The 21,121-nt window shown below is 60.0% G+C and carries 21 protein-coding genes and 3 tRNA genes; 15 read left to right on the top strand and 9 right to left on the bottom strand.

What is annotated here, in order from left to right; all coding sequences use genetic code 11:
- Positions 1-20: 20 nt before the first annotated feature.
- The gene (locus IEU99_RS03735) at positions 21-1,007 is read right to left on the bottom strand and encodes a universal stress protein (RefSeq protein WP_128890677.1); all 987 of its coding nucleotides are present in this window, start codon (positions 1,005-1,007) and stop codon (positions 21-23) included.
- Positions 1,008-1,014: 7 nt separating this feature from the next.
- Positions 1,015-1,482 (bottom strand): MarR family winged helix-turn-helix transcriptional regulator, encoded by a 468-nt coding sequence (locus IEU99_RS03740; RefSeq protein ID WP_128890676.1) that lies wholly within the window; start codon positions 1,480-1,482, stop codon positions 1,015-1,017.
- Between the two features lie 109 nt (positions 1,483-1,591).
- Here IEU99_RS03740 and IEU99_RS03745 point away from each other — a divergent pair, with 109 nt between their 5' ends.
- The 9 genes from IEU99_RS03745 to dnaB all read left to right on the top strand — a co-directional run bounded on the left by IEU99_RS03745 (position 1,592) and on the right by dnaB (position 11,085).
- Positions 1,592-1,954 (top strand): DUF5318 family protein, encoded by a 363-nt coding sequence (locus IEU99_RS03745; protein ID WP_128890675.1) that lies wholly within the window; start codon positions 1,592-1,594, stop codon positions 1,952-1,954.
- 131 nt (positions 1,955-2,085) lie between these two features.
- Positions 2,086-4,278 carry a transglycosylase domain-containing protein gene (locus IEU99_RS03750; RefSeq protein ID WP_164931203.1) on the top strand — a complete coding sequence of 731 codons (2,193 nt, stop codon included), beginning with the start codon at positions 2,086-2,088 and terminating at the stop codon, positions 4,276-4,278.
- Between the two features lie 65 nt (positions 4,279-4,343).
- Positions 4,344-5,564: a chloride channel protein gene (locus tag IEU99_RS03755; RefSeq protein ID WP_188358282.1), complete on the top strand. Its 1,221-nt coding sequence runs from the start codon at positions 4,344-4,346 to the stop codon at positions 5,562-5,564.
- Between the two features lie 80 nt (positions 5,565-5,644).
- The gene (locus IEU99_RS03760) at positions 5,645-5,830 is read left to right on the top strand and encodes a hypothetical protein (RefSeq protein ID WP_128890673.1); all 186 of its coding nucleotides are present in this window, start codon (positions 5,645-5,647) and stop codon (positions 5,828-5,830) included.
- Between the two features lie 123 nt (positions 5,831-5,953).
- Positions 5,954-6,241 (top strand): 30S ribosomal protein S6, encoded by a 288-nt coding sequence (gene rpsF / locus IEU99_RS03765; RefSeq protein WP_123961098.1) that lies wholly within the window; start codon positions 5,954-5,956, stop codon positions 6,239-6,241.
- A 34-nt stretch (positions 6,242-6,275) separates the two neighbouring features.
- The gene (locus IEU99_RS03770; RefSeq protein ID WP_128890672.1) at positions 6,276-6,848 is read left to right on the top strand and encodes a single-stranded DNA-binding protein; all 573 of its coding nucleotides are present in this window, start codon (positions 6,276-6,278) and stop codon (positions 6,846-6,848) included.
- A 91-nt stretch (positions 6,849-6,939) separates the two neighbouring features.
- Positions 6,940-7,392 (top strand): 50S ribosomal protein L9, encoded by a 453-nt coding sequence (rplI, locus tag IEU99_RS03775; RefSeq protein ID WP_128890671.1) that lies wholly within the window; start codon positions 6,940-6,942, stop codon positions 7,390-7,392.
- A 428-nt stretch (positions 7,393-7,820) separates the two neighbouring features.
- The gene (locus tag IEU99_RS03780) at positions 7,821-9,686 is read left to right on the top strand and encodes a glycoside hydrolase family 15 protein (RefSeq protein ID WP_229718382.1); all 1,866 of its coding nucleotides are present in this window, start codon (positions 7,821-7,823) and stop codon (positions 9,684-9,686) included.
- Positions 9,679-11,085 (top strand): replicative DNA helicase, encoded by a 1,407-nt coding sequence (dnaB, locus tag IEU99_RS03785; protein WP_128890669.1) that lies wholly within the window; start codon positions 9,679-9,681, stop codon positions 11,083-11,085. The genes IEU99_RS03780 and dnaB overlap by 8 nt, the downstream gene beginning before the upstream one ends.
- 15 nt (positions 11,086-11,100) lie before the next feature.
- On the opposite strand, the gene glfT1 is transcribed toward dnaB, so the two are convergent.
- The 3 genes from glfT1 to wzm are packed head-to-tail and all read right to left on the bottom strand — an operon-like array spanning position 11,101 to position 13,752.
- Complete coding sequence (gene glfT1 / locus IEU99_RS03790; RefSeq protein ID WP_128890668.1) at positions 11,101-12,018, bottom strand: galactofuranosyltransferase GlfT1; 918 nt, start codon at positions 12,016-12,018, stop codon at positions 11,101-11,103.
- 3 nt (positions 12,019-12,021) lie between these two features.
- On the bottom strand, positions 12,022-12,828 hold the full coding sequence (gene wzt, locus IEU99_RS03795) for a galactan export ABC transporter ATP-binding subunit Wzt/RfbE (RefSeq protein WP_123961092.1): 807 nt from the start codon (positions 12,826-12,828) through the stop codon (positions 12,022-12,024).
- A 27-nt stretch (positions 12,829-12,855) separates the two neighbouring features.
- Positions 12,856-13,752, bottom strand: coding sequence for a galactan export ABC transporter permease subunit Wzm/RfbD (gene wzm, locus IEU99_RS03800; protein WP_123961091.1), 897 nt, complete (start codon positions 13,750-13,752; stop codon positions 12,856-12,858).
- Between the two features lie 102 nt (positions 13,753-13,854).
- On the opposite strand from wzm, the gene IEU99_RS03805 reads away from it, so the two are divergent.
- Complete coding sequence (locus tag IEU99_RS03805) at positions 13,855-15,057, top strand: PLP-dependent aminotransferase family protein (protein ID WP_128890667.1); 1,203 nt, start codon at positions 13,855-13,857, stop codon at positions 15,055-15,057.
- Here the strand turns inward: IEU99_RS03805 and IEU99_RS03810 are convergent.
- On the bottom strand, positions 15,054-16,001 hold the full coding sequence (locus IEU99_RS03810) for an NAD(P)H-quinone oxidoreductase (RefSeq protein ID WP_128890666.1): 948 nt from the start codon (positions 15,999-16,001) through the stop codon (positions 15,054-15,056). The genes IEU99_RS03805 and IEU99_RS03810 overlap by 4 nt on opposite strands.
- A gap of 86 nt (positions 16,002-16,087) precedes the next feature.
- On the opposite strand from IEU99_RS03810, the gene IEU99_RS03815 reads away from it, so the two are divergent.
- Positions 16,088-16,172 (top strand) — tRNA-Ser (locus IEU99_RS03815).
- A 212-nt stretch (positions 16,173-16,384) separates the two neighbouring features.
- Positions 16,385-16,681: a hypothetical protein gene (locus IEU99_RS03820; protein ID WP_188358283.1), complete on the top strand. Its 297-nt coding sequence runs from the start codon at positions 16,385-16,387 to the stop codon at positions 16,679-16,681.
- 677 nt (positions 16,682-17,358) lie between these two features.
- Here IEU99_RS03820 and IEU99_RS03825 read toward each other — a convergent pair.
- Both IEU99_RS03825 and IEU99_RS11045 read right to left on the bottom strand, forming a co-directional pair.
- Positions 17,359-18,396 carry a ThiF family adenylyltransferase gene (locus IEU99_RS03825; protein WP_128890665.1) on the bottom strand — a complete coding sequence of 346 codons (1,038 nt, stop codon included), beginning with the start codon at positions 18,394-18,396 and terminating at the stop codon, positions 17,359-17,361.
- Positions 18,378-19,298 (bottom strand): molybdenum cofactor biosynthesis protein MoaE, encoded by a 921-nt coding sequence (locus IEU99_RS11045; protein WP_128890664.1) that lies wholly within the window; start codon positions 19,296-19,298, stop codon positions 18,378-18,380. Before IEU99_RS11045 ends, IEU99_RS03825 begins: the two co-directional genes overlap by 19 nt.
- Positions 19,299-19,360: 62 nt before the next feature.
- Here IEU99_RS11045 and IEU99_RS03835 point away from each other — a divergent pair, with 62 nt between their 5' ends.
- Entirely contained in the window at positions 19,361-19,615 is a 255-nt protein-coding gene (locus IEU99_RS03835; RefSeq protein WP_128890663.1) for a MoaD/ThiS family protein, read from the top strand.
- Here the strand turns inward: IEU99_RS03835 and hisC are convergent.
- Positions 19,612-20,667 carry a histidinol-phosphate transaminase gene (gene hisC, locus IEU99_RS03840; protein ID WP_229718383.1) on the bottom strand — a complete coding sequence of 352 codons (1,056 nt, stop codon included), beginning with the start codon at positions 20,665-20,667 and terminating at the stop codon, positions 19,612-19,614. The genes IEU99_RS03835 and hisC overlap by 4 nt on opposite strands.
- Before the next feature lie 158 nt (positions 20,668-20,825).
- Between hisC and IEU99_RS03845 the strand changes: the two genes are divergently transcribed.
- Both IEU99_RS03845 and IEU99_RS03850 read left to right on the top strand, forming a co-directional pair.
- Positions 20,826-20,913, top strand: a tRNA-Ser gene (locus IEU99_RS03845).
- A gap of 44 nt (positions 20,914-20,957) precedes the next feature.
- A tRNA-Arg gene (locus tag IEU99_RS03850) sits at positions 20,958-21,030 on the top strand.
- Positions 21,031-21,121: the final 91 nt, after the last annotated feature.

Here is a 21,121-nt window from a genome sequence, read left to right on the forward strand (position 1 = left end):
TCCTTGGGTGGTATGTGGGCCTAGCGCTGCGCAGATTTTGGAATCATCAACACCGGCACGGAAACATAGGGCAGCATCTCGGTTGCTTGAGAGCCAATGAATACCCGCTCAAACGCGCCCATGGGTGAAGACCCTAAGCATAAAAGATCGCCCTTTTTCCATTTCAGTGCATCGAGGGCACCGGCCCAGCCATTGCCGGAGCCGATCTGGGTCGTGATCTCGATATTGGGAATCTCTTTTGCCACCCGGTCGCGGCAGCGATCCAATACTGCCAGGGTGCGCTCGCGCCACTCCAAGGTGATATCGGAGGGCAGTTCGAGGCTTTCAGAAATAGGCGGATCTCCAAAACCGGAGGGAGAAAGGGCGAGGATCCTTAAAGGAGTAGCCCAAATCTCTGCCAGCCGGGCGGTGCGCATGAGGGCGGCATCGTCGATCTCGTCGCCAATGATGCCGAAGTTCAGGCGGGTGACACCGCGCTTAGAAAGTTTGGGATCACGAGGAATCAGCCCCACTGGCACCGGGGAGGTGTGCAGGAGGGCATCGGCGGTAGAGCCTGCAAGCAGCCGGCCTTTCGACGCCGCCGCGCTGGATCCCAGCAGCACGATATCGGCACCATAGTCTTGGGCTGCCTGGGCGATGAGGTTGGCCTCATTGGTGCCATCGGCAAAAATGGACACCTGTTTAGCCCAGTGCGCTTGATCCACGCCGGCGGCCTCAAGCTGCTTTTTCACTGCCTTTTCGCAGGCTGCTGCCTCTTTTTTAAACCACTTTTTGTACTTAGAGCCAAGCTTGCTCACCGAGGGCGAAGGCCACGGCCGTAGGAAGGTGGTGACGCATTGAACCTCTACATTGGCCGTGCGAGCAAGCCAAGCGGCAGAGGCGATTGCCTCCGCGCCGGTTGCCGAGGGGCTCCAAGCCACAAGTACTCGGGCTGGCTGGTGGTCGAAAGCGAAGCGCTCAGAGCTATAAGGCTCGCTGTCTTCGCTGTGTTTGCTCCGCTGGACCATCGGGGCCTTAGTGCTCGCGGTTGTGCTGCGTTTCTAGGGTGTGCTGATAGGTATTAGCCAACTCGCGGATCACATCCGCAGCGATCTCCGCGTCGGCGAACTTCTCCGGGGGCAGAGTGTCGAGCATGTCGGCGATATAGGAGTCGCGTTCGCGACCAACGCGCTTGAGCTCGCGGCGACCCTTATCGGTAAGGGTCACGCGCACGCCACGGCGGTCCTTCTTATCGGGAACGCGACGCACCATGCCACGCTGTTCAAGCTGGTGCAGCGCGTTCGATGCGGTGGGCATGCGGATGCCTTCGGCATTGGCGATGTGGCTAATGCGCGAGTCGCCGTCTTCGGCAAGGCGCGTCAGGATCGTTAGCTGTGGCCCCGTGAGGTCAGATTGCTCAGCGATACGGAAATACAGCACGTATAACTTCGTCAGCGCCGGACGAACATACTGTGCTAGCTCAAGGGGGGTCTTTTGCGTCATGCCGATTATCTTAGCCATAGGAACAGAAAACATTGACATTTTTTCTAAATTTGTTACATGCAAAATGCGCGTTACCCCCATTGGGGGCAAAGCGCCTACACTGGCCACGATGCTGCAGTACAGCGATGAAATTAACTATCTTTGGCTAAGAAATAAGACCCTGGCCCAGTTCCGGGCGGGGTATATCCGCAGGCAAGACGTCTGCGATGCCGAGTTTTTGCTGCAGGCCTCGGCGCATCATCATGGCAGGCCTGCCGGCTATGCATGCCCGATTTGTCAGAGCGAGGATCTTCGGATCGTTACATGGGTGTACGGAGAGGCGCTGGGACGCGCCTCCGGTTCTGCAAGAACCGCCGAGGAGGTAGCAGGGATGCTGCAAGTAGGGGAGCAATGCAGTATTCACGATGTCGAGGTGTGCCCGAATTGCCGATGGAATCAACTCCTCAAAGCCAGGACCTTAACCAAGCTCTGAACTCGCCACTACTATCTGCCGTGCCACAGGCGGTACGCTATGGAAGAACAGTTGTGTCACATCCCAGCAACCTGGGCTTGGGCTTTGATGGCCGTGGCGCAGCACACTAGAACACCAGAAAGCTTTGTAAGTTGGCAGCGAACGAACATAGCAAGAACAACCAGGGGCGCCCCAAGGGCGCTTCGCAGGAAAAGCAGGGCAAGTCTTGGGTAAAGCCCACCCTGCTCACCGCCATCGCCGTGGCGATCATCGGCCCCATCGTGGCCTTCATGCTCGCCTATGTGGTGGTGGATGTGCCTGAACCAGAACAGTTGGTGACTAAGCAGGTATCCCAGATCTACGCCTCCGATGGCGAGACTGAGATTGCGCGCATCGTCCCACCCGAAGGCAACCGCGTGGAAGTCAGCCTGAGCGATGTGCCGGATGAGACGCAAAAAGCAGTGCTGGCGGCAGAAGACCGCGAGTTCTACAACAACTCCGGTTTCTCCATCACCGGCTTTGGGCGCGCCATCTTAGGTCAGCTCCGGGGCGATGCCTCCGCCGGCGGTGGTTCCACCATCACCCAGCAGTATGTGAAGAACTCCCTGGTGGGCAATGATCACTCTTTGGTGCGTAAGGCCAAAGAGCTGGTGTATTCGGTGAAGATGGCCAATGAGTGGAGCAAGGATGAGGTGCTGCAGGCCTACCTCAACACCATTTACTTTGGCCGCAACGCCTATGGCATCGATGCTGCAGCCAAGGCCTACTTCGGTATCCCCGCCAGCGAGCTAAATACCGCGCAATCCGCGGTGCTCGCAGCCTCTATCCAGCGCCCCAGCCAGCTTGATCCCTGGACCAACCGCGAAGAAGCAGAAGCACGCTGGAACTACGTGCTCGACGGCATGGTGGAGCAGGGTTGGTTAGATCCAGCCGCACGCGGCACCATGGCCTACCCAGAGACGGTGGATCCGGCAAGCAATCAGCCCTATAACGAGGCCGATGGCCCCAATGGCTTGATTCGCAACCAGGTGCTTGCAGAGCTCGGCAGCCTCGGCATCACCGAAGATGAGGTGCAAACCCTTGGTCTGCGCATCACCACCACCATCGACACCACTGCCCAGGAGGCAACGGTGAATGCGGTGGAAAATAACCTTGCGGGCGAGCAGGAAAACACCCGCGTGGCGTCGGTAAGCGTGGAGCCTGCAACCGGTGCCGTGCGTGCCTACTACGGCGGCGCCGATGCCATCGGATATGACTACGCCAATGCTCCGCTGCAGGCCGGTTCTACCTTTAAGATCTTCGGCCTTGCCGCCGCGGTGCAGCAGGGCATTCCCACCAACGCCTACTATTCTTCGGCGCCAGTGACGCTGCCTGGCGGCCACACCATTACCAACGTTGGTGGCGAATCCTGCGGTTCCTGCTCGCTGAAGCAGGCGCTGAAGAACTCCTATAACACCAGCTTCATCCGCATGCAGCAGGACCTGGAAAACACCACCCAAGACACCGCCGATATGGCTCATGCGCTCGGTGTGCCTCGTTCCCTGCCGGGCATTGAAAAGACGCTGACCGAAAACGGCGAGAAGCCTTTCGACGGCATCATCTTGGGTCAGTACCTGGTTCGTCCCCTGGATATGGCCCACGCTCTTGCCACCTTGTCCAACTACGGCGTCTACCACGATGCCTACTTCGTGCAGAAGGTAGAGACGGCCTCCGGCGAGACGCTCTACGAGCACGACGGTGGCGAAGGCCAGCGCGCCGTTTCCGAGGCTGTGGCTACCCAGGTGCTCGACGCCATGGGTCCGATTGCGGCCTTCTCTAATGGCCATGCCCTGTCTGGTCGCCCCTCGGCAGCCAAGACCGGCACCACCCAATTGGGCGATACCGGCAATAACAAAGATGCGTGGATGATCGGCTCCACCCCGCAGCTCGCCACCGCTGTGTGGGCAGGCACCGACGATAACGAGCCCCTGCTCAACGCCTGGGGCGGGCCAATGTATGGCTCGAATCTGCCCGCCGATATCTGGCAATCGGCCATGAATGGCGCATTGGTCAATGACGACGTGGAGTACTTCAAGGATCCTGAGCCCATTGGTTGGGCATCCGGTGGCTACACCACTGGCCCGGACTACAGCAGCAGCGGACCTGCAACGCAGACCCAGGAAGTTGCTCCTGAGACCACTACCAGCACCACCACCCCGACCACCTCGAACCAGGCACCTTCGTTGCCCGATTTGATCCCCGGCTTGGGCGATCCCGAACCGGCTAACCCCGAACCCGGGGCACCGGCTGAACCTGCGCCCGAGCAACCGGCCGAGGGCGCACCGCCGCTGCTGCCGATCTTCTAGTATTTGAGTCACTTGCCACACGCCCTTTGCACTGCAGGGGGCGTTTTGGCATTAAGATGCCTCAGGTGACAAAGCGAAGAGTTTGGACAGGGAAGATGGTGCTGGTAGCCATCATCTTCGGTGGGGTAGCCGGTGTGCTCTCCGGGCTTACCTATGGCCTGATGCAATGGCTCCAACACCTGATCTGGTCCGAGCAACCAAGCTGGATCTACACCTTCTCGGTGGTGCTCATCGCTGGTGTGCTCATCGCCTGCATCAACATCAAAGCCGGCGAATTCGAGTTACAGCAGGAAATCGAGGCCTCAGAGGATCTGCAGAGCTTCCACCGTGGCAAAGCCATGCTCATTGCCGCCGGCGCCATCGTTGCTGTGGCAGCAGGCGGAGCCATCGGACCAGAAGCCGGCCTCGTTGGCGTGGTGGGCCAACTTTCAGCCTTGGTAAATATGCGTATCACCCAAACGCGCGAGCAGGCAGTGGCTCTGGCAAAAATAGGCAATGCCGCAGCCCTAGGTTCGCTCTACGGTTCCCCACCTGCCGGTGCCACCTATGAAGACGACACCTTTGATAACCACAAAGTGGTGCCGGTCCTGGCCGCCATTGCCGGCATGGGTGGCTTCTTGCTCGTTATCAATGCCACCCCAAGCCACCACGCCAAACTGGACTTCATGGCCACCGGGGATTTCTCCATGCACCTCATGGTGCCAACGCTTTTCGCGGCAATCATCGGCGCAGCGTTTGGCCTGGGCTTTAGCGCCTTGCACCACGGCTACCAGGTGCTCAATGAGCGCATCGGGCACCCCGTTGTTAGAACCATCGGCTGGAGCATCCTGCTGGCGTTGTTGCTTGCTAGCCTTCCGCAACTTCGCTTCAGTGGCCAAGATGCCCTCGCCGATCTTGTGGCCCACCCTGGCCAAACCACAGGCCTGGCGCTTTTGGGTCTTGCTGTGGGCAAGCTCATCGCTACCATCATCACCTTGGCCGCCGGCTGGAAGGGCGGCGAATTTTTCCCACTCATGCTCATCGGCGCCTGCGCCGGTATGTGGGTTGCCGGTAGCGAATCGGGTGTGCTTGCCGCCGACCTACTGGCTGCTACAGCCATCGCGGGTATTGGTGCAGCATTGACGGTGACGCTGCGCAAGCCTTTGACCATCGTGCTGATCCTTTTGCTTTTGGCCCATCACGTGATGGTGGCGCCCTTGCTGATCGGTGTGGGCGTGGGTTATGTGGTGCAGCTTTTCCTGCCCAACAAGCAAGACGCTGACGTGTCGGCGCTCACGGAGCGTTGATGCGCCGGTGCCTGGGCAGATGTGTAAGACTGCTGTGTAGATAATGCAGTGATCGTTGTAGAAGGAGCTGGGCTTCGCGCATGTCTGATCCAGTGATGTGGTTTACCATCGCCAGCGTCTTTTTTGGCTTCGCTCTGTTTTGTGGTGCGTTTCTTTGCTACAGCACGGGCAAATCCCAGAAGCTGACCTGGACGCTCTTTAGCGTCGCGGTGGTGTTCATTACCCTGATTCCGGTGGGGTTAGCGGTGGGTGTTTCCGCCGGATAAATCGACTTGGGCTTCTGAATGCGGTATCTTGGTGGGGTTGCTGACGCAACGACCCTCCTGCCATGCCCAATGGGGGTATGGCCGATGAAACAACGAAGAAGACCATAGGAGGTGATGAGGTTCATGCGTCACTACGAAGTCATGATTATTCTGGATCCTTCCCAGGATGAACGCACTGTTGCCCCGTCCCTGGATAAGTTCCTGGAAATCGTCCGTAAGGACAAGGGCACCGTGGAAAAGGTGGATATCTGGGGCAAGCGTAAGCTGGCATACCCCATCGCTAAGAAGGAAGAGGGCATCTACGTGGTGCTCAACCTCAACTGCGAGTCCGCTACCGTGCTCGAGCTCGACCGTCGTTTGAACCTGAACGATGGCGTGCTGCGCACCAAGGTGCTGCGCGACGACAAGTAAGCCATCGAGAGCACTGAAACCCTAAGGAAGAACAATGGCTATTGGCGACGTCAATATCACCGTCGTTGGCAACATGGTTGCCGACCCTGAACTGCGCTACGGCCCGAGCGGGGCTGCGGTGGCGAATTTCCGCATCGCGTCCACGCCTCGCCGCTACGATTCTCAAAGCAATCAGTGGGTCGATGGCGATGCATTGTTCCTTCAGTGCTCCGTGTGGCGCCAGGCAGCAGAGAACGTGGCACAGACCCTAACCAAGGGCATGCGCGTGATCGTTACCGGCCGACTGAAGCAGCGCTCCTATCAAACGCGTGAAGGTGAAAACCGCACCGTGATGGAGCTGGAAGTAGAAGAGGTCGGCCCCTCCTTGAAGTACGCCACCGCTCAGGTGGATCGTAACTCCCGCGATGGTGGAAACTTCCGCGGCGGCCAGGGTGCTAACCAGGGCAATCAAGGTGGTTTCGGTGGCGGCAACGCTGGTGGCTTTGGTGGCAACCAGGGTGCTAACCAGGGCGGCTTCGGCGGTAATCAGGCCCCGAGCAATGATCCTTGGAATAGTGCACCCCAGCAGGGTGGCTTTGCCGGAGATGACTCCGAGCCGCCGTTCTAAGCTGCGACTGGCATAGGTTTAAAATCACGAAAACTTTTCCACCGGGGCTGTGAGTAGCAGCAGCGGTGATCATTCACGAAAGGCAGGGATCATGAAGCTGATCCTCACCGCCGATGTTGACAAGCTCGGTGTCGCTGGCGACATCGTTGAGGTCAAGAACGGCTATGGACGTAACTTCCTGCTTCCCCGCGGCCTGGCTATTGTGGCTACCCGCGGTGCTGAGAAGCAGGTTGAGGGCATCAAGCGCGCCCAGGAAGCTCGCGCCGTGCGCGACCTGGAGCACGCTAAGGAGCTCAAGGAAGAGCTGGCAAAGCTCGAAGGCGTAGAGGTTGCCGTGCGCACCTCCGAGAAGGGCAAGATCTTCGGCTCCGTGAAGTCTGATGATGTTGCTAAGGCAGTGAAGAACGCTGGCGGTCCTACCCTGGACAAGCGCGCCTTCATCGTGCCCAAGAACCTGGTGAAGTCCACTGGCGATTACTCCGTGGACGTCAAGCTGCACAGCGATGTAGAAGCCAAGGTGAACTTCAAGGTCGTTTCCGCTTAAGTTTCAAGCTTGACGACGCCCACGCCCGAAAAGGCGTGCGGCCACATAGACAACAGCACGAAAAAAGCCTCCCCTTTAGGGGGAGGCTTTTTTCTTAGCCACCCCCTGTGGATAACTTGGGGGCGTGTTTCCCCAGCTCGCAAGAAAAGTGGGGAATTTCGCTTTGTCAAACCCCCTGCTAGACCGGGTTATACACAGACCTTCAAGTGCTAGTTGAGGGTTGATCAAAGTTTATAAACAGCCCCTGAGCTGCGCGGATGCATAAAAGCCCAGGGCGGTGACGAGCTTCTTTCACAGCTTCTCCACATGGGCTGTGGAAAACTACCGGGGAAAACGCCGAAGTATCCACAGAGGCCTGTGGATAACGTGGCGTCGACAAGCTAGCAGGGCATTCGAGCGATCGGGGGTCGTGCACCATAATGGAGCACATGAATGCGCATCCAGCCCACCAAGCCGAGCGACACCTCGCCACCCCACTGGAAGACTATGCCCTGCTTTCCGACCTCCAAACAGGGCCACTAGTATCCCGCGAAGGCAGCGTGGACTGGCTATGCTTACCGCGCTTCGACTCCCCAGCGGTGTTCACCTCCATCCTGGGCACGCCCGACGATGGACGCTGGAAACTCAGCATGCGCGGAGGACAAGTAACCCAACGACGCTACCTCGACAACACCTTCATCCTCGAAACCATCTGGGAAACGCCCACCGGCAAAGCCCGAGTCCTGGATTATCTGCCTCCCGCCTCCGTGCAAGCAGACCTGATTCGCAGCGTGGAATGCCTCGAAGGCGAAGTCACCGTCACCCACGATCTGCGCGTGCGCTTCTCCTATGCGCGCGCCCTGCCGTGGTTTAGAAGCGCAGAGGTAGAAGAAACCGGCGAGGAAGTCCTGCTGTGTACCGCAGGCCCCGATGGCATCATGATTTCCGGCCCGAGGCTGTTTGATACAACCGAGGCCGACGAGGACCCAACCGGCGGTGCCGTGGTGCCGCGCCTGGTGGGCGATTTCTCCCTCCGCGCAGGCGAAACCCTTGATTGGTCGCTTACCTGGTTCCCCTCCTGGCAACAGGTGCCCACCCCAGCGCAGCCGCGCCAAGCCTTCGAGCTCACCTACGATTTCTGGACCAATTGGCTGTCCAACCTTGAGGTGGACTCGCCTTGGAAGGAGCAAGTCACCCGCTCCCTACTCGTGCTTCGCGCGCTTACCCACTCCGATACCGGCGGCATCGTCGCTGCTCCCACCGCCTCCCTGCCCGAGGATTTCGGTGGTGTGCGCAACTGGGACTACCGCTACACCTGGCTGCGCGATGCCGCCTTGACGGTGGAGGTGATGGTCAGCCACGGCTTTGTCCAGGGCGCTACCGATTGGCGCAACTGGCTGCTGCGCGCCGTGGCCGGCGATGTAGAAAACCTGCAGATCATGTACGGTCTTGGCGGCGAGCGCGAACTGGCAGAACAAGAACTGCCGCACTTAAAGGGCTATGAAAATTCCACGCCCGTGCGCATCGGCAACGGAGCCGCCGATCAGTACCAGGCCGATGTGGTGGGCGAGGTGATGCTGGCGCTTGCCCGCCTGCGTGATGCCGGATACCCCGAAGATGAATTCTCCTGGGGCCTGCAAAAACGCCTAATCGAGTACACGATTAACAATATTCACCGCAAAGACCACGGCATTTGGGAAATGCGAGGCGAGCTGCACTACTTCACCCACGGGCGGGTGATGATGTGGGCTGCTTTCAATGAGGCCATTCGCGCCGTCGAAGAACACGGCCTCGACGGGGATGCGGAGCTGTGGCGCTATCACCGCGACGCCCTCTACGACGAGATCATGGCCAGGGGCTTCAATGAGGAATTGGGTAGCTTCACCCAAACCTACGACAACACCGAAGTAGACGCCTCCCTGTTGCAATTGCCCCACACCGGATTCATCCGCGCCGAAGATCCAAAGATGCTGGGCACGGTGGAAAAGATCGAAAAGGAGCTTGTCGACGCCCACGGCTTTGTCTACCGCTACCGCACCGAAGGGGGCATGGACGGCATCGAGGGCGATGAGTACCCATTCTTGATCTGCACCTTCTGGTACATCGAACAGCTCGCGGCCTCAGGCCAACTTGAACAAGCCCGCGAACGCATGTGGCAGCTCGTGGGCATCGCCAATGATCTTGGCCTGCTGGCAGAAGAATATGATCCTGCTTCGCAGCGCCTCGCAGGCAATTTCCCCCAAGCCTTCTCACACCTGTCCTTGATCCGCGCAGCAGACGCCATTGCCCGCGCCGAAGGAGCACACCTTGACTAACCCCAGCTTTGACGACGACTTCTTCCCACCCGAGCCGCCGGCAGAACCAGGACCTGCGCCGCGGGCCAATACCCGCGAGGCGCGCCGCGAGCCCCAAGACATTGAGGCAGAACAATCCGTGCTCGGCGCGATCATGCTCAGCCCCCACCTGGTGGCAGACATCATCGAGCTGCTCAGCCCCGAAGATTTCTACCGCCCAGCGCACCAGATGATCTACGAGGCGATCATCGATCTCTACTCGGATAATAAAGAGATCGACGCCGTGATCGTCACCGGCCAGCTCGACCGACGCAATCAACTCGAACGCGTCGGCGGTGCACCCTATGTGCACACGCTCATTTCTTCGGTGCCCACCTCCTCCAATGCCCGCTACTACGCCGAATTGGTGGCGGAAAAGGCGCTGCTGCGCCAATTGGTGCACGCCGGTACGCGCGTGGCCCAAATGGGCTATGAGGGCACCGAGGGCCAAGAGGTTGAGCAAGTGATCGACTTGGCTCAGCAAGAAGTCTTCCGCATTTCCAAGAAGAACAAGACCACCGACTACAAGGCCTTGGCGGATATTTCCGAATCCACCATGAAGATGATCGAGGAGATCGACTCTCAAGGTGGACTGGCCATGGGCGTGCCCACAGGATTTAGCGACCTGGACAAGCTCACCAACGGCCTCCACGGCGGGCAGATGATCATCGTGGCCGCCCGCCCCGGTGTGGGTAAATCCACCCTCGCGCTCGACTTCGTGCGCTCTTGCACCATCAAACAAAACAAAGCAGCGGTGGTGTTCTCCCTGGAAATGAGCTCCGAGGAAATCGCCATGCGCTTGTTCTCTGCAGAAGCGGAAGTCAAGCTGGCCGATATGCGCGGCGGCCACCTCAACCAAGAACAGTGGAATCGCCTCGTCGACCGTGTCGGGCGCATCGACCAAGCCCCGCTGTTTATCGACGATTCCGCCAACCTCACCATGATGGAGATCCGCGCGAAGGCCAGAAAGCTCAAACAAGACCACGATATTCAACTCATCATTGTGGACTACTTGCAGCTCATGAGCTCAGGTAAGCGCGTGGAATCACGCCAGCAGGAAGTTTCCGAATTCTCCCGCCAGCTCAAACTGCTGGCCAAGGAACTCGACGTGCCCCTGGTTGCCATCTCGCAGCTCAACCGTGGCCCAGAATCACGTACCGATAAACGCCCCCAGGTAGCCGACCTGCGTGAATCGGGTTCGCTGGAGCAGGACGCCGACATGGTCATGCTCCTCTATCGCCCCGACTCTCAAAACACCGAAGATGAGCGCGCCGGCGAAGCCGACATCATCTTGGCTAAACACCGTGGCGGCCCTATCGGCACCGTGTCCGTGGCACACCAACTGCACTTCTCGCGCTTTGTGAATATGCCCCGCGGCTAGCTGGGGGAGGGCTGGCTAGGGGCGCTCGAAGCGCTCCCGGCGGCCAAGCTGGTGCAGGCGCAGCCACTCGCCAAACCCCTTCGGGTCGCGGCGCTGCACAAGGAAGAACCAGGCAAAGCGCGCATACTCCTGCGGCAATAGCCGCCGCATGCCCGGCTGATTCATCAGATAGCCGCGATTGCGGTAGGTAAAAAAGCGCTTGCCCGGCTGGTCCGGGTACTGGGTATGCATGCGCCCGCCGAGAATCGGCTTGAACTCATCGGAGCCATCGGGGTGTAAATAGGCGGTGCTTAAGCAGGTGCCAAATTTCAGGCCGGAGCGCTGCAGGCGGCGGTGGTATTCCACCTCATCGCCGCGAATAAAGAGCCGATAATCCGGCACGCCCACACGCTCTAGGGCATGGGCGGAAAACACAGCGCCATTAAACAGCGAGGCGATGCCTTCAAGCAGATCATCTTCGGGGTGCGCTGGATCAATCAGCTCCGAGCGCTGGCGGCGCCACTGCACACCGCGGCGCAAGGGGAAGGCGAGGCGCTCTGGTTCTTCGAGGTTGCACACCACAGGGGAGACGGCCTCAAGCTCATGGCGTGCGGCGCACTCAAGCAGGGTGGCTAACACCTCGCGGCCTTCGGGGCGGCCATCATCATCGGCGCACCACACCGCATCGGCACCAAGGGCAAGGGCGTGCAAGAAGCCATAGGCAAAACCGCCGCCGCCGCCGAGATTGTGCTTGGAGGCAAGATAGACGCCGTGATCGCCCGCGTGCTGCTTGAGCAAGGCCTGCACTTCGGGATCATCGCCATTGTCTACCACGATCACCCAATCCACCGGGTGAGATTGCTGTGCCACTACTTCTAAGGAGTGGGCGAGAAGCTGCGGGCGATTGTGGGTGACGATCACGGCGGCGATGGCATCACTTGGCTTCAGTGGCATGGCTTAGGCTCCCCGCTCTGCTTGTTCCTGGGCGATGCGCTGCTGCAAACGGCGCACATGTTCGCCGGCCTTGGGTCCCTCATAGGCCTCGACGATCTGATCCACGGCACCGGCTTGGCGGATTTCACCGTGGTCTACCCAAAGGGCAGTATCGCAAAGCTGCACCAGGAAATCATTGGAGTGAGAGGCAAAGACCAGGATGCCTGAGCGTTTCACCAGCTCCTGCAAACGGGTGCGCGCCTTGGCCATGAAGGCAGCATCGACGGCGCCGATGCCTTCGTCGAGAAGCAAGATCTCAGGCTCGATGGAGGTAACCACGCCCAAAGCCAGGCGGATGCGCATGCCGGTGGAGTAGGTGCGAAGCGGCATGGAGAGGTATTCGCCGAGCTCGGTGAATTCGGCGATCTCGTCCATTTTCTGCTTCATCTGCTTGCGGGTCTGGCCGAGGAAGAGGCCGCGGATGACGATGTTTTCGTAGCCGGAGATCTCCGGGTCCATGCCCACGCCCAGGTCAAAGACGGGGGCCACGCGCCCACGAATATGCGCAGAGCCGCGGGTGGGCTCATAAATGCCAGAAAGCAGACGCAAAAGGGTGGATTTGCCTGCGCCATTGTGGCCGACCAGGCCGATGCGGTCTCCTTCGCGGAGGTGAAGATTGACGTTCTTTAAGGCCTCAACCACCACGGTGTTGTCTTGGTTGCGCCCGATGGCACCGCCAGCGGCACCCAGGAAGGCCTTTTTCATGGAACGGGATTTGGCGTCGAAAATTGGGAAATCGACGCAGGCGTCATAAGTATCAATTGAAACCATGGTGTGCTCCTAACCTTGCCTGATCGTTTAAACCCAATAACTCACGCGGAAACGCCAACGCTTCATGGCCAGTAGCGCCAAGAACAGGCCCACCACGGTGCAAACGCCCACCACGATCCAGTTCTCCGCCTCAATCGGCTTACCAATGAGCGGATCGCGCACGATCTCCATGTAGTGATACAGCGGATTCAGCTTGGCAATGGCCGCGCGTTCAGACACCGCCCCGCCCTGGGCATAGAGCGTTTCGGTGGTCCACACGATGGGGGTGACGTAGAACAGAAGCTGGGTGAGTGCCTCAAGCAGCGGGGAGAAATCGCGGTAGCGCGTGGCCACGATGCCAAAGAACATCGACACCCACACGCCATTGATAATCAGCAGCGCCAAACCGGGCACCGCCAGCGCCAGGTCCCAACCCAAAGGGCGGGGGAAGATGAGCATCAAAATGGCCCAAATGACCATGTTGTGCGCGAGGAAGAGTGTTTGCTTCCACACCAGGCGATACACATGCACCGAAAGTGCTGAGGGGAGCTGCTTGATTAAGCCCTCGTTGGCGATGAAGACCTCCGAGCCCTCCTTGATGCAGCCGGCGATAAAGCCCCACATGATTAATCCCACAGTGACGTGGGGGAGGAACTCGGCCACAGGAATCTTGAACAATACCGAGTACAAAAGGCCCAGCGCCAAGGCCATCACGCCGGTGGCGATGGTGATCCAAAGCGGGCCGAGCACACTGCGTCGATAGCGTTGCTTGATGTCCTGCCAGCCTAATTGCAGCCAAAGCTCGTGCTGCGAGAAGCCGAAAGTAAGATCCTTCCAGGCACTGGCGAGCGTTTGAGACTGCGAGGGCTCCGGGTCGCCGTCACCAGCACTGGTGATTCGGGCGATCGTGGCCTCTATATTGCGATGCTCTGCGTTGTCCTGCACAACGTCCTACGATAGCCCGGATAGTGCAAGGATTGGATACGACAGGCATACTGTAACGGCAAAAGGTCGAAGGTTTGAAGCAGAAGTGAGGGAGCAACAGGCATGGCAGTTGATGTAGCTCGGATTCGAGGTCTCTACACCTCGCTGGGCGACGGCTGGACCTACCTGGACGCACACATTCAGCCTCAGATCCCCGAGCGCGTGGCCGCCGCAGCAGCGCGGGCGTTTCGCTCCGCGCCGACCCTGCCGCGCATGGATGCCCCAGCCGAGCAGGTGGGCTCGCACGCCAAGCTGGCCGTTGCCCCCGCAGCCTCTGGCCGCGACATGTTCTTAGCCGCGCGCCGGGCTATTGCGGATCTCACGGATACCTCTTCCGATGCGGTGATTTTGGGCCCCAGCCTGCCGGTATTGCTTTCGCGCTTTTCCCGCGCCGCGCGCCCGCTGTTGCGCCGCGATGCCTCGGTGGTGCTCTCCCGCGCCGATTCGCGCATGATGAACATCGATGCGCCGGTGCGCTGGGCCGAGCCCGATGTGGGCACCGGCGAGGTGCCGAGCTGGCAATTTGGTGGGCTTGTCGACGGCTCCACGCGCCTCATCGTGATGCAGACCGCATCGCCGCAGGTGGGAAGCGTGCATTCCACCTACCACGTTGCCCAGTACGTTCGCGCCGCCTCGCGTGCTTGGATGCTTATCGACGCCACGCCCACCATCACCTACCGCAGCGCCCGCCACAGCGACCTAGGCGCCGATATCGTCGCCATCGACGGCCGCGCGCTCGGAGTTCCGGGCATCGCAGCCCTGGCGTTTCGCGATTACACGATGTTCCCCCGCATCGACCGCAGCGCCTTCATCGACGACGCCTCCCCAGCCCTAGCCATGGCCCTGGCCTCGGCCGTCGACCACCTAGCCGACCTCGACGAATCCGCCCGCGGCACCCGCAGGAACCGCCTGGCCAAATCCATCGAGGGCCTTGGCGACCACGGCGAACAACTCAGCGCCGCGCTCATCGAGGCACTGCAGTCCATGCCCAAGGTGCACGTCTTTGGCGTGACCGGCGAAGTGGCCGCCGGCGCAGATGTGGATCGCCTGCCCACCGCCACCTTCGCCATCGAAGGAGTACCAGCAGCCACCATCCAACAGCGGCTGCTTACCAACGGCCTGGTGGCCGCCATTAGCGAAGCAGACCCACTGCTTGAAGCAATGGGTCTTGGTGATACCGAAGGGGCCATCACCTGCGGGCTCGCCCCATTTAATACCGTGGCCGATATTGACCAGCTCGCCCGCGTTGTCGCCAGCCTCGGCTAAACGCTGAGCACCAGCTTGCCGGTGACTTCCCCGTCTTGGAGCATCTGGTGAGCGCGCTGCGCCTGCTCAAGCGGCAGCGTCTGATGGATGTGGTGGCGAATCACGCCCTTGGCCAACAAAGGCCAAATGTGCTCAGTAGTGCTGCGCACAATATTGGCCTTATCGTCTAAGTCCCGGGCACGAAGCGCAGTGGCCGAGATGGTGCCGCGCTTAGAAAGCAGGCGGCCGATATTCAGCTCGCCCTTCACGCCACCTTGCATGCCAATGATGACCATGTGGCCATCCTTAGCCAAGGCCTTCACATTCTGATCCAAGTACTTCGCACCGATGATGTCGAGGATGCGATCGCACTTGTTCTTCAGCACCTCAGCAAAATCCTCCTCCTTGTAATTGATGAGGACATCCGCGCCCAGTTCCTTGCACGCCTGAAGCTTCTCCTTGGAACCAGCGGTCACGGCCACCGTGAGGCCAAGGTGCTTAGCCAACTGAATGGCGAAGGTGCCAATGCCGCCAGCACCACCATGAATCAGCAGCGTTTGACCAGGCTCTAAGCCCGCGAGCATCCCAAGGTTCGACCACACAGTGCAGGCGACCTCCACCACAGAGGCGGCCTCTTCAAAGGAATAGCCCTCGGGGATTGGCATGAGCTGCCCTTGAGGAACGGCCACATACTCGGCATAGGCACCACCGGCGAGCAAGCAAGCAACCTTCTCACCCTGCTCGCGATCAGTATCGCCAGCATCCTCAATGACGCCCGCGCACTCCAGTCCCAGCACCTCAGAAGTGCCAGGCGGTGGCGGATAATGTCCGGCTGCTTGAAGAAGATCAGCGCGGTTCACACCCACAGCCTTCACCTTCACCAGCACCTCGCCCGGCTTGAGCTCGGGGCGCTCGACATCAGCGAGCACCAATTGTTGATCGTCTTGTACCTGAATTGCCTTCATACCCTCCCACGTTAAAAGAAAACTCAGTTTTGGGGTAGACTTTGAGCCTGTTCCAGCCCAGCAAAGACGTTTGGGCAGGACGAGCTGGAGGTATGGCAGAGCGGCCGAATGCACTGGTCTTGAAAACCAGCGTTGGGAAACCAACCCAGGGTTCAAATCCCTGTGCCTCCGCAATTTGAGCGCCCCCGCTGGCCTGGTGTTTTGCCTGGTTGGTGGGGGTTTTTCGTGGGTGTAGCACTCGTTTTAGGCAGCCTTTTGAAGTTTTTTAACGCTAACGGTTGCCAACAAAATGTGGCTATGTGTAATGTTCAACCAGTCGGTTCAAGGATGTAACGCTTTGAACCCGACGACCGATCGTAGATTCCCTCAACGGAAGGCATTACATGTCCACCTTCACCCTCATCATTTCCGCCATCACCGCCATCGCGGGCCTCATCGTTCCGATCGCGCAGTCGAGCTCTGCCGACAAGGAGCCCACCCCAATTTCTTCCGAGAAGCAGCCCGCCACCGAAGAAGCCACCCCTGAGGTAACTGAAGAAGCAACCGAAGAGGTTGCCGAAGAGGCCACCGAGGCACCTGCCGAAGAAGCCACCGAAGAGGTTGCCGAGGAAACCACTGAAGCACCGGCTGAAGACACCGAGGCACCTGCCGAGGATGCCGCTGCGGAATCTGCTGAGTAAAAACAACATTCCAACGCCCAGCCCCGCCGGAGTTCTGAACTTCACGGCGGGGCTTTCGCGCGCCTTAAGTCTCGGTCTTCTAGGCACCCCAATCTGTTCAAGTTGAGGAGCCTGGCGAGTGCTCACTACTCTTCGAGCCCTGAATGACCCCGCGTGTGCACTTTCCAGTGTCAATCGGGTCCCGATTCTGGGTTTGGGCGCCGTTTGTCATGGGATAGTGCACGGTTGGGGTCCGATTACCTGGCTTTGGCCGTTGGTGTGTGCACTTTCCAGTGGCAATCGGCCTCGAAATCTCGAATTCCACCCCGTTTGTCATGGGATAGTGCACGGTTGGGGTCCGATTGCCTGGCTTAGGGCGTTGGTGTGTGCACTTTCCAGTGTCAATCGGCCACGAAAATCTGAATTGCACCTCGTTTGTCATGGGATAGTGCACGGTTGGGTGCAGAAGAGGCTGTAGGTTCCACAAAGTGTGCAGTTTCCAGTGTCAATCGGGTTCCGATTCTGGGGTTGGGCGCCGTTTGCCATGGGATAGTGCACGGTTGGGTCTTAGTCACCTGCCTAGGGCCACTTCGGTGTGCAGTTTCCAGTGTCATTCGGCCACGAAAATCTGAATTGCACCCCGTTTGCCATGGGAAAGTGCACACCAGCCCAACCAACCCAACCAACCCCAGCCCGTATTAGCCCTCCCAGGCGTCGATGCCGCCGCGCAGGCTGCGCAGGCCCGTGACTCCGCGCTCGCTGAGCAGGAAGTATGCCTGCTCGGAGCGTATCCCGGCCTGGCAGTAGAGCACTGCGTTGTTGGGGACGAGGGCTCCGGCCTTAATGGCGGATAGGGGTACGTTTTGGGCGCCGGGGATGTGGGTGAGGGCGTATTCGTGGGGTTCGCGCACGTCGATGAGTGGCGTGGCGGAGTCGGTAAAGGCGGAGTCGGTAAAGGCGGGGTCGGTGATGGTGGGGGCGTGTGGTTGGGTGGCTGGGGGTTCGCTAAGCACGCGGTTGAGGGTGGTGCTTGAACTGCGCAAAGGTATGTGGTCCCAGGTTTGTTCTAGGGAGGAGTAGTAGGCGAGGGTGCCTAACAGTGGGGTGCCGAGTCCGGTGATGAGTTTGATGGCCTCCATGGACATGGCGGATCCCATGACGCCGACGAGGGGGCCGAGCACGCCGGCTTGGGCGCAGCTTGGCACTTGGCCTGGTTGGGGAGGTTGGGGGAAGAGGTCTTCATAAAGTGGGCCGTGGCCTGCCCAGAACACTGACATTTGGGCGTCGAAACCCAAGATTGCGGCCCAGATGTGGGGGATGCCTTTGCGGGCGCAGGCAGTCGAGACGATGTGACGGGTGTCGAAGTTATCGGAGCCGTCGAGCACCACCTGGCCTTGGATGAGGTCCATGGCCTCTGGCCAGCGCAGACGCTGGTGCACGGCTTCGATGTGCACGTCGGGGTTTAAGGCCAAGAGTGCGTCGCGGGCCGATTCCACTTTGGGTCTGCCTACGTCGGCGGTGTTGTGCAGCACTTGGCGGTGCAGGTTGGATTCGTCGACGTGGTCGTCGTCGATGATGGTGATGCGCCCGATCCCGGCGGCCGCGAGGTATTGCAGGGCGGGGGATCCTAATCCGCCGGCGCCGATGCAGGTGACGTGGGCGTCGAAAAGCTTTTCTTGCAGCTTAGGGCCGATGAGTGTTTCTTGGCGGGCGTATCTCACTCGATGCCCACCCATTGCGTGCGGCCGTCGCGCAGGTGCTGTTCCTTCCAGATGGGCACCTCCGCTTTCACGGCGTCGGCCAGGGCGCTGGCGGCGTGGAAGGCGTCGTGGCGGTGTGCGGCGGCGGCCACCACTAAAAAGGCGGTGTCTCCAATGGTCAGCGGCCCGGTTCTGTGGGCGGCGTAGATGCGCGCGTTGGGGTGTTCGGCGGCGATGCGCTGGCACACTTCGCGCATGACGTTTTCGGCGTCGGGGTGCGCGGTGTAGGTGAGGTCGGCTACTGCTTCGCCGCCGTCGTGGTCGCGCACCACCCCGTCGAATGTGACCACGGCGCCCATGGCTGGGGTGGCGGTTTCGCGCCGTGCGTGCTCTGCGTCGATGGGGGAGTCGCTGATCCTGGCTGCGATCACTTTCCCGGTTTGTTCCCGCACGTATTCGGGGTCGTTGTGCCCTTGGTGAGTGTTGCCGCGCGCGGCGTCGATGATCGCACCGAGCAGTGGTTCGAGCACCGTCATGCCATCGCGCACGGCTTTGGGGCTGCCTGGCAGCGTGCAAATAAAACTGCGCCCGGCCATGCCCGCGACTCCGCGCGAAAGCACTGCGTATGGGGTGTTGTTGAGCCCTTCTTGCCAGATGGCGTGCATGATCGCGGGCATGGGCCTATCTATATGCGCCTGCGCCGCTTCCACCGTCTGATCCTCGGGCCCTATGCCCGTGCCGCCGGTGCTGATGATGACGTCTGCGCCAAGGAGCTTTTCGACGCCCCACGCCACATCCCTATCAGCCACCACGGTGGCCTCGGGGGTGTCGAAGCCGAGGCCGCGGAGCCACCGGACGAGTTCGGGCCCGGTGGTGTCTTGGTATGTTCCGGCGGCAGCTCGTGTGGAGGCCACCAGGACCCGCGCGCTGCGCTTCATTGCTTACTCCTGACCATTAAGCACGGCTATTTTCTATCTAATTTAGCGTTATGCTGTGCTGCATGGAGATCCACTATTTCGCCGCTGCGCGCGCTGCCCGGGGCTTGGAGGTTGAGCACCTCGAATTTGAGGGCAGCTTGGGCCAATTGCTTGAGCACCTTGCCCACTTAGGCACGCAGCACACCGATAGTGGTTTAAGCCTTGGCGACGTACTCCAGCGCTGCACCTTCCTTCTCGATGGCGCCCGCGCCGAAGCCGATGCGCCACTTACAGGCGTGCAGCGAGTCGATATTCTGCCTCCTTTTGCCGGTGGCTAAATCTGCACCTGCTCCCAGGCCTCAAGCAGGCGCTGGGTTTCTTCATCGCTGGTCACGGTGATGCGCACGCCTTCTGGGAAGGCTCGCACGATCACGCCGTGGGCAAGCAGCTGCTCGGCAATGGCTTCGCCTTGATCGGTGTCGATCCACACGAAGTTCGCTTGGGAGCGCGGCAGGCCAAGGCGCTCGGAAACAATATCGCGATTGCGGGCGACTTCTTCGGTGCGTTCCAGCAGTTCTTCATTGGCCTCCAGGGAGGCGATGGCCCCGGCTTGGGCGGCCACGTTCACGCCGAAGGGCAGGGCGACGCGGTTGAGGGCGTCGATAATCTCTTCATCGCCAAAGGCGTAGCCCACGCGCACGCCTGCAAGGCCATAGGCCTTAGAGAAGGTGCGAAGTCCGATGAGGTTGGGGTGATCGTGGAGAAGCTCGGGCGCATGAGGAGTGTCTTCTACGCGCAGGTACTCGGTGTAGGCCTCGTCGAGGGCGATGATCACGTCCTTAGGCACGCGCTCTAGGAAGCGCTCGAAGGCGGCCTTGCTCACCGTGGTGCCGGTGGGGTTATTGGGGTTGCACACAAAAATCAGCTTGGTGCGATCGGTGATGGCATCAGCCATGGCCTCTAGGTCATTGTGCCCGCTAGGGGTCAGGGGCACTGGCACGGCGGTAGCGCCGGTGACCTGCACAAAGATGGGGTAGGCCTCGAAGGAGCGCCAGGGGTAGATCACCTCGTCGCCGGGGCCTGCGCTAATTTGCACCAATTGCTGGCACAGGGCAGAAGACCCAACGCCTACGGCCACCTGCTCCCAGTCCAGCCCGAGGTGCTCGGCTAATTTCTTGCGCAATTCCACGTTCACGATGTCCGGGTAGCGATTGGCCTGTGCGGTGGCTTTGGCCATGGCCTCAGCGACGCCGGGCAGCGGGGTATGCGCCACTTCATTGGAAGATAATTTGATGGCATCCGGGGAGCTCTTGCCCGGCAGGTACTTAGGAATACCGCCGAGATCGCCGCGGATACGGAAGCGGGCAGGGGAATCTGCGAAATTGGCCATGCTCGTCATTCTAAACTTTCCTTCTTTTCCGGCGGGCTTGGTTCGGACTTTGAGGGCGAAAATGGGTGCGCATCCGCTGGTGGTAGGGGCGTATTTGTCCATTGTGGGCGTCACTTGTACAATCAGCGGAGGTTCAAAGCCTTGTGCTAAGAACTGCTGGAGACGTGCCAGAGCGGCCGAATGGGGCTCCCTGCTAAGGAGTTGTCTCGCAAGGGACCGCAGGTTCAAATCCTGTCGTCTCCGCCAACCTCCCTTTTTGGGGGAGGGTTTCACCGGGCCTGGTGAAGCACGCGCCCGTAGCTCAACGGATAGAGCATCTGACTACGGATCAGAAGGTTGGGGGTTCGAATCCCTCCGGGCGCACAAGAAAAAACCTTGGCAGCAATGCCGAGGTTTTTTGCATTTCTGGTGCGCACAGCGATATTTCGGCGCTATTGTGGGGCTAAGTCCTGCG

The sequence above is a fragment of the Corynebacterium pelargi genome (assembly GCF_014635485.1).
In the GTDB taxonomy this organism is placed as follows: Bacteria; Actinomycetota; Actinomycetes; order Mycobacteriales; family Mycobacteriaceae; genus Corynebacterium; species Corynebacterium pelargi.

What these genes read in the sequence shown, in the direction of transcription:
- IEU99_RS03735 (WP_128890677.1), bottom strand. Translation starts at nt 1,007, where the DNA reads ATGGTCCAGCGGAGCAAACACAGCGAAGACAGCGAGCCTTATAGCTCT.
- IEU99_RS03740 (WP_128890676.1), bottom strand. Translation starts at nt 1,482, where the DNA reads ATGACGCAAAAGACCCCCCTTGAGCTAGCACAGTATGTTCGTCCGGCG.
- IEU99_RS03745 (WP_128890675.1), top strand. Translation starts at nt 1,592, where the DNA reads ATGCTGCAGTACAGCGATGAAATTAACTATCTTTGGCTAAGAAATAAG.
- IEU99_RS03760 (WP_128890673.1), top strand. Translation starts at nt 5,645, where the DNA reads ATGTCTGATCCAGTGATGTGGTTTACCATCGCCAGCGTCTTTTTTGGC.
- rpsF (WP_123961098.1), top strand. Translation starts at nt 5,954, where the DNA reads ATGCGTCACTACGAAGTCATGATTATTCTGGATCCTTCCCAGGATGAA.
- IEU99_RS03770 (WP_128890672.1), top strand. Translation starts at nt 6,276, where the DNA reads ATGGCTATTGGCGACGTCAATATCACCGTCGTTGGCAACATGGTTGCC.
- rplI (WP_128890671.1), top strand. Translation starts at nt 6,940, where the DNA reads ATGAAGCTGATCCTCACCGCCGATGTTGACAAGCTCGGTGTCGCTGGC.
- IEU99_RS03780 (WP_229718382.1), top strand. Translation starts at nt 7,821, where the DNA reads ATGAATGCGCATCCAGCCCACCAAGCCGAGCGACACCTCGCCACCCCA.
- glfT1 (WP_128890668.1), bottom strand. Translation starts at nt 12,018, where the DNA reads ATGCCACTGAAGCCAAGTGATGCCATCGCCGCCGTGATCGTCACCCAC.
- wzt (WP_123961092.1), bottom strand. Translation starts at nt 12,828, where the DNA reads ATGGTTTCAATTGATACTTATGACGCCTGCGTCGATTTCCCAATTTTC.
- IEU99_RS03805 (WP_128890667.1), top strand. Translation starts at nt 13,855, where the DNA reads ATGGCAGTTGATGTAGCTCGGATTCGAGGTCTCTACACCTCGCTGGGC.
- IEU99_RS03810 (WP_128890666.1), bottom strand. Translation starts at nt 16,001, where the DNA reads ATGAAGGCAATTCAGGTACAAGACGATCAACAATTGGTGCTCGCTGAT.
- IEU99_RS03820 (WP_188358283.1), top strand. Translation starts at nt 16,385, where the DNA reads ATGTCCACCTTCACCCTCATCATTTCCGCCATCACCGCCATCGCGGGC.
- IEU99_RS03825 (WP_128890665.1), bottom strand. Translation starts at nt 18,396, where the DNA reads ATGGGTGGGCATCGAGTGAGATACGCCCGCCAAGAAACACTCATCGGC.
- IEU99_RS11045 (WP_128890664.1), bottom strand. Translation starts at nt 19,298, where the DNA reads ATGAAGCGCAGCGCGCGGGTCCTGGTGGCCTCCACACGAGCTGCCGCC.
- IEU99_RS03835 (WP_128890663.1), top strand. Translation starts at nt 19,361, where the DNA reads ATGGAGATCCACTATTTCGCCGCTGCGCGCGCTGCCCGGGGCTTGGAG.
- hisC (WP_229718383.1), bottom strand. Translation starts at nt 20,667, where the DNA reads ATGGCCAATTTCGCAGATTCCCCTGCCCGCTTCCGTATCCGCGGCGAT.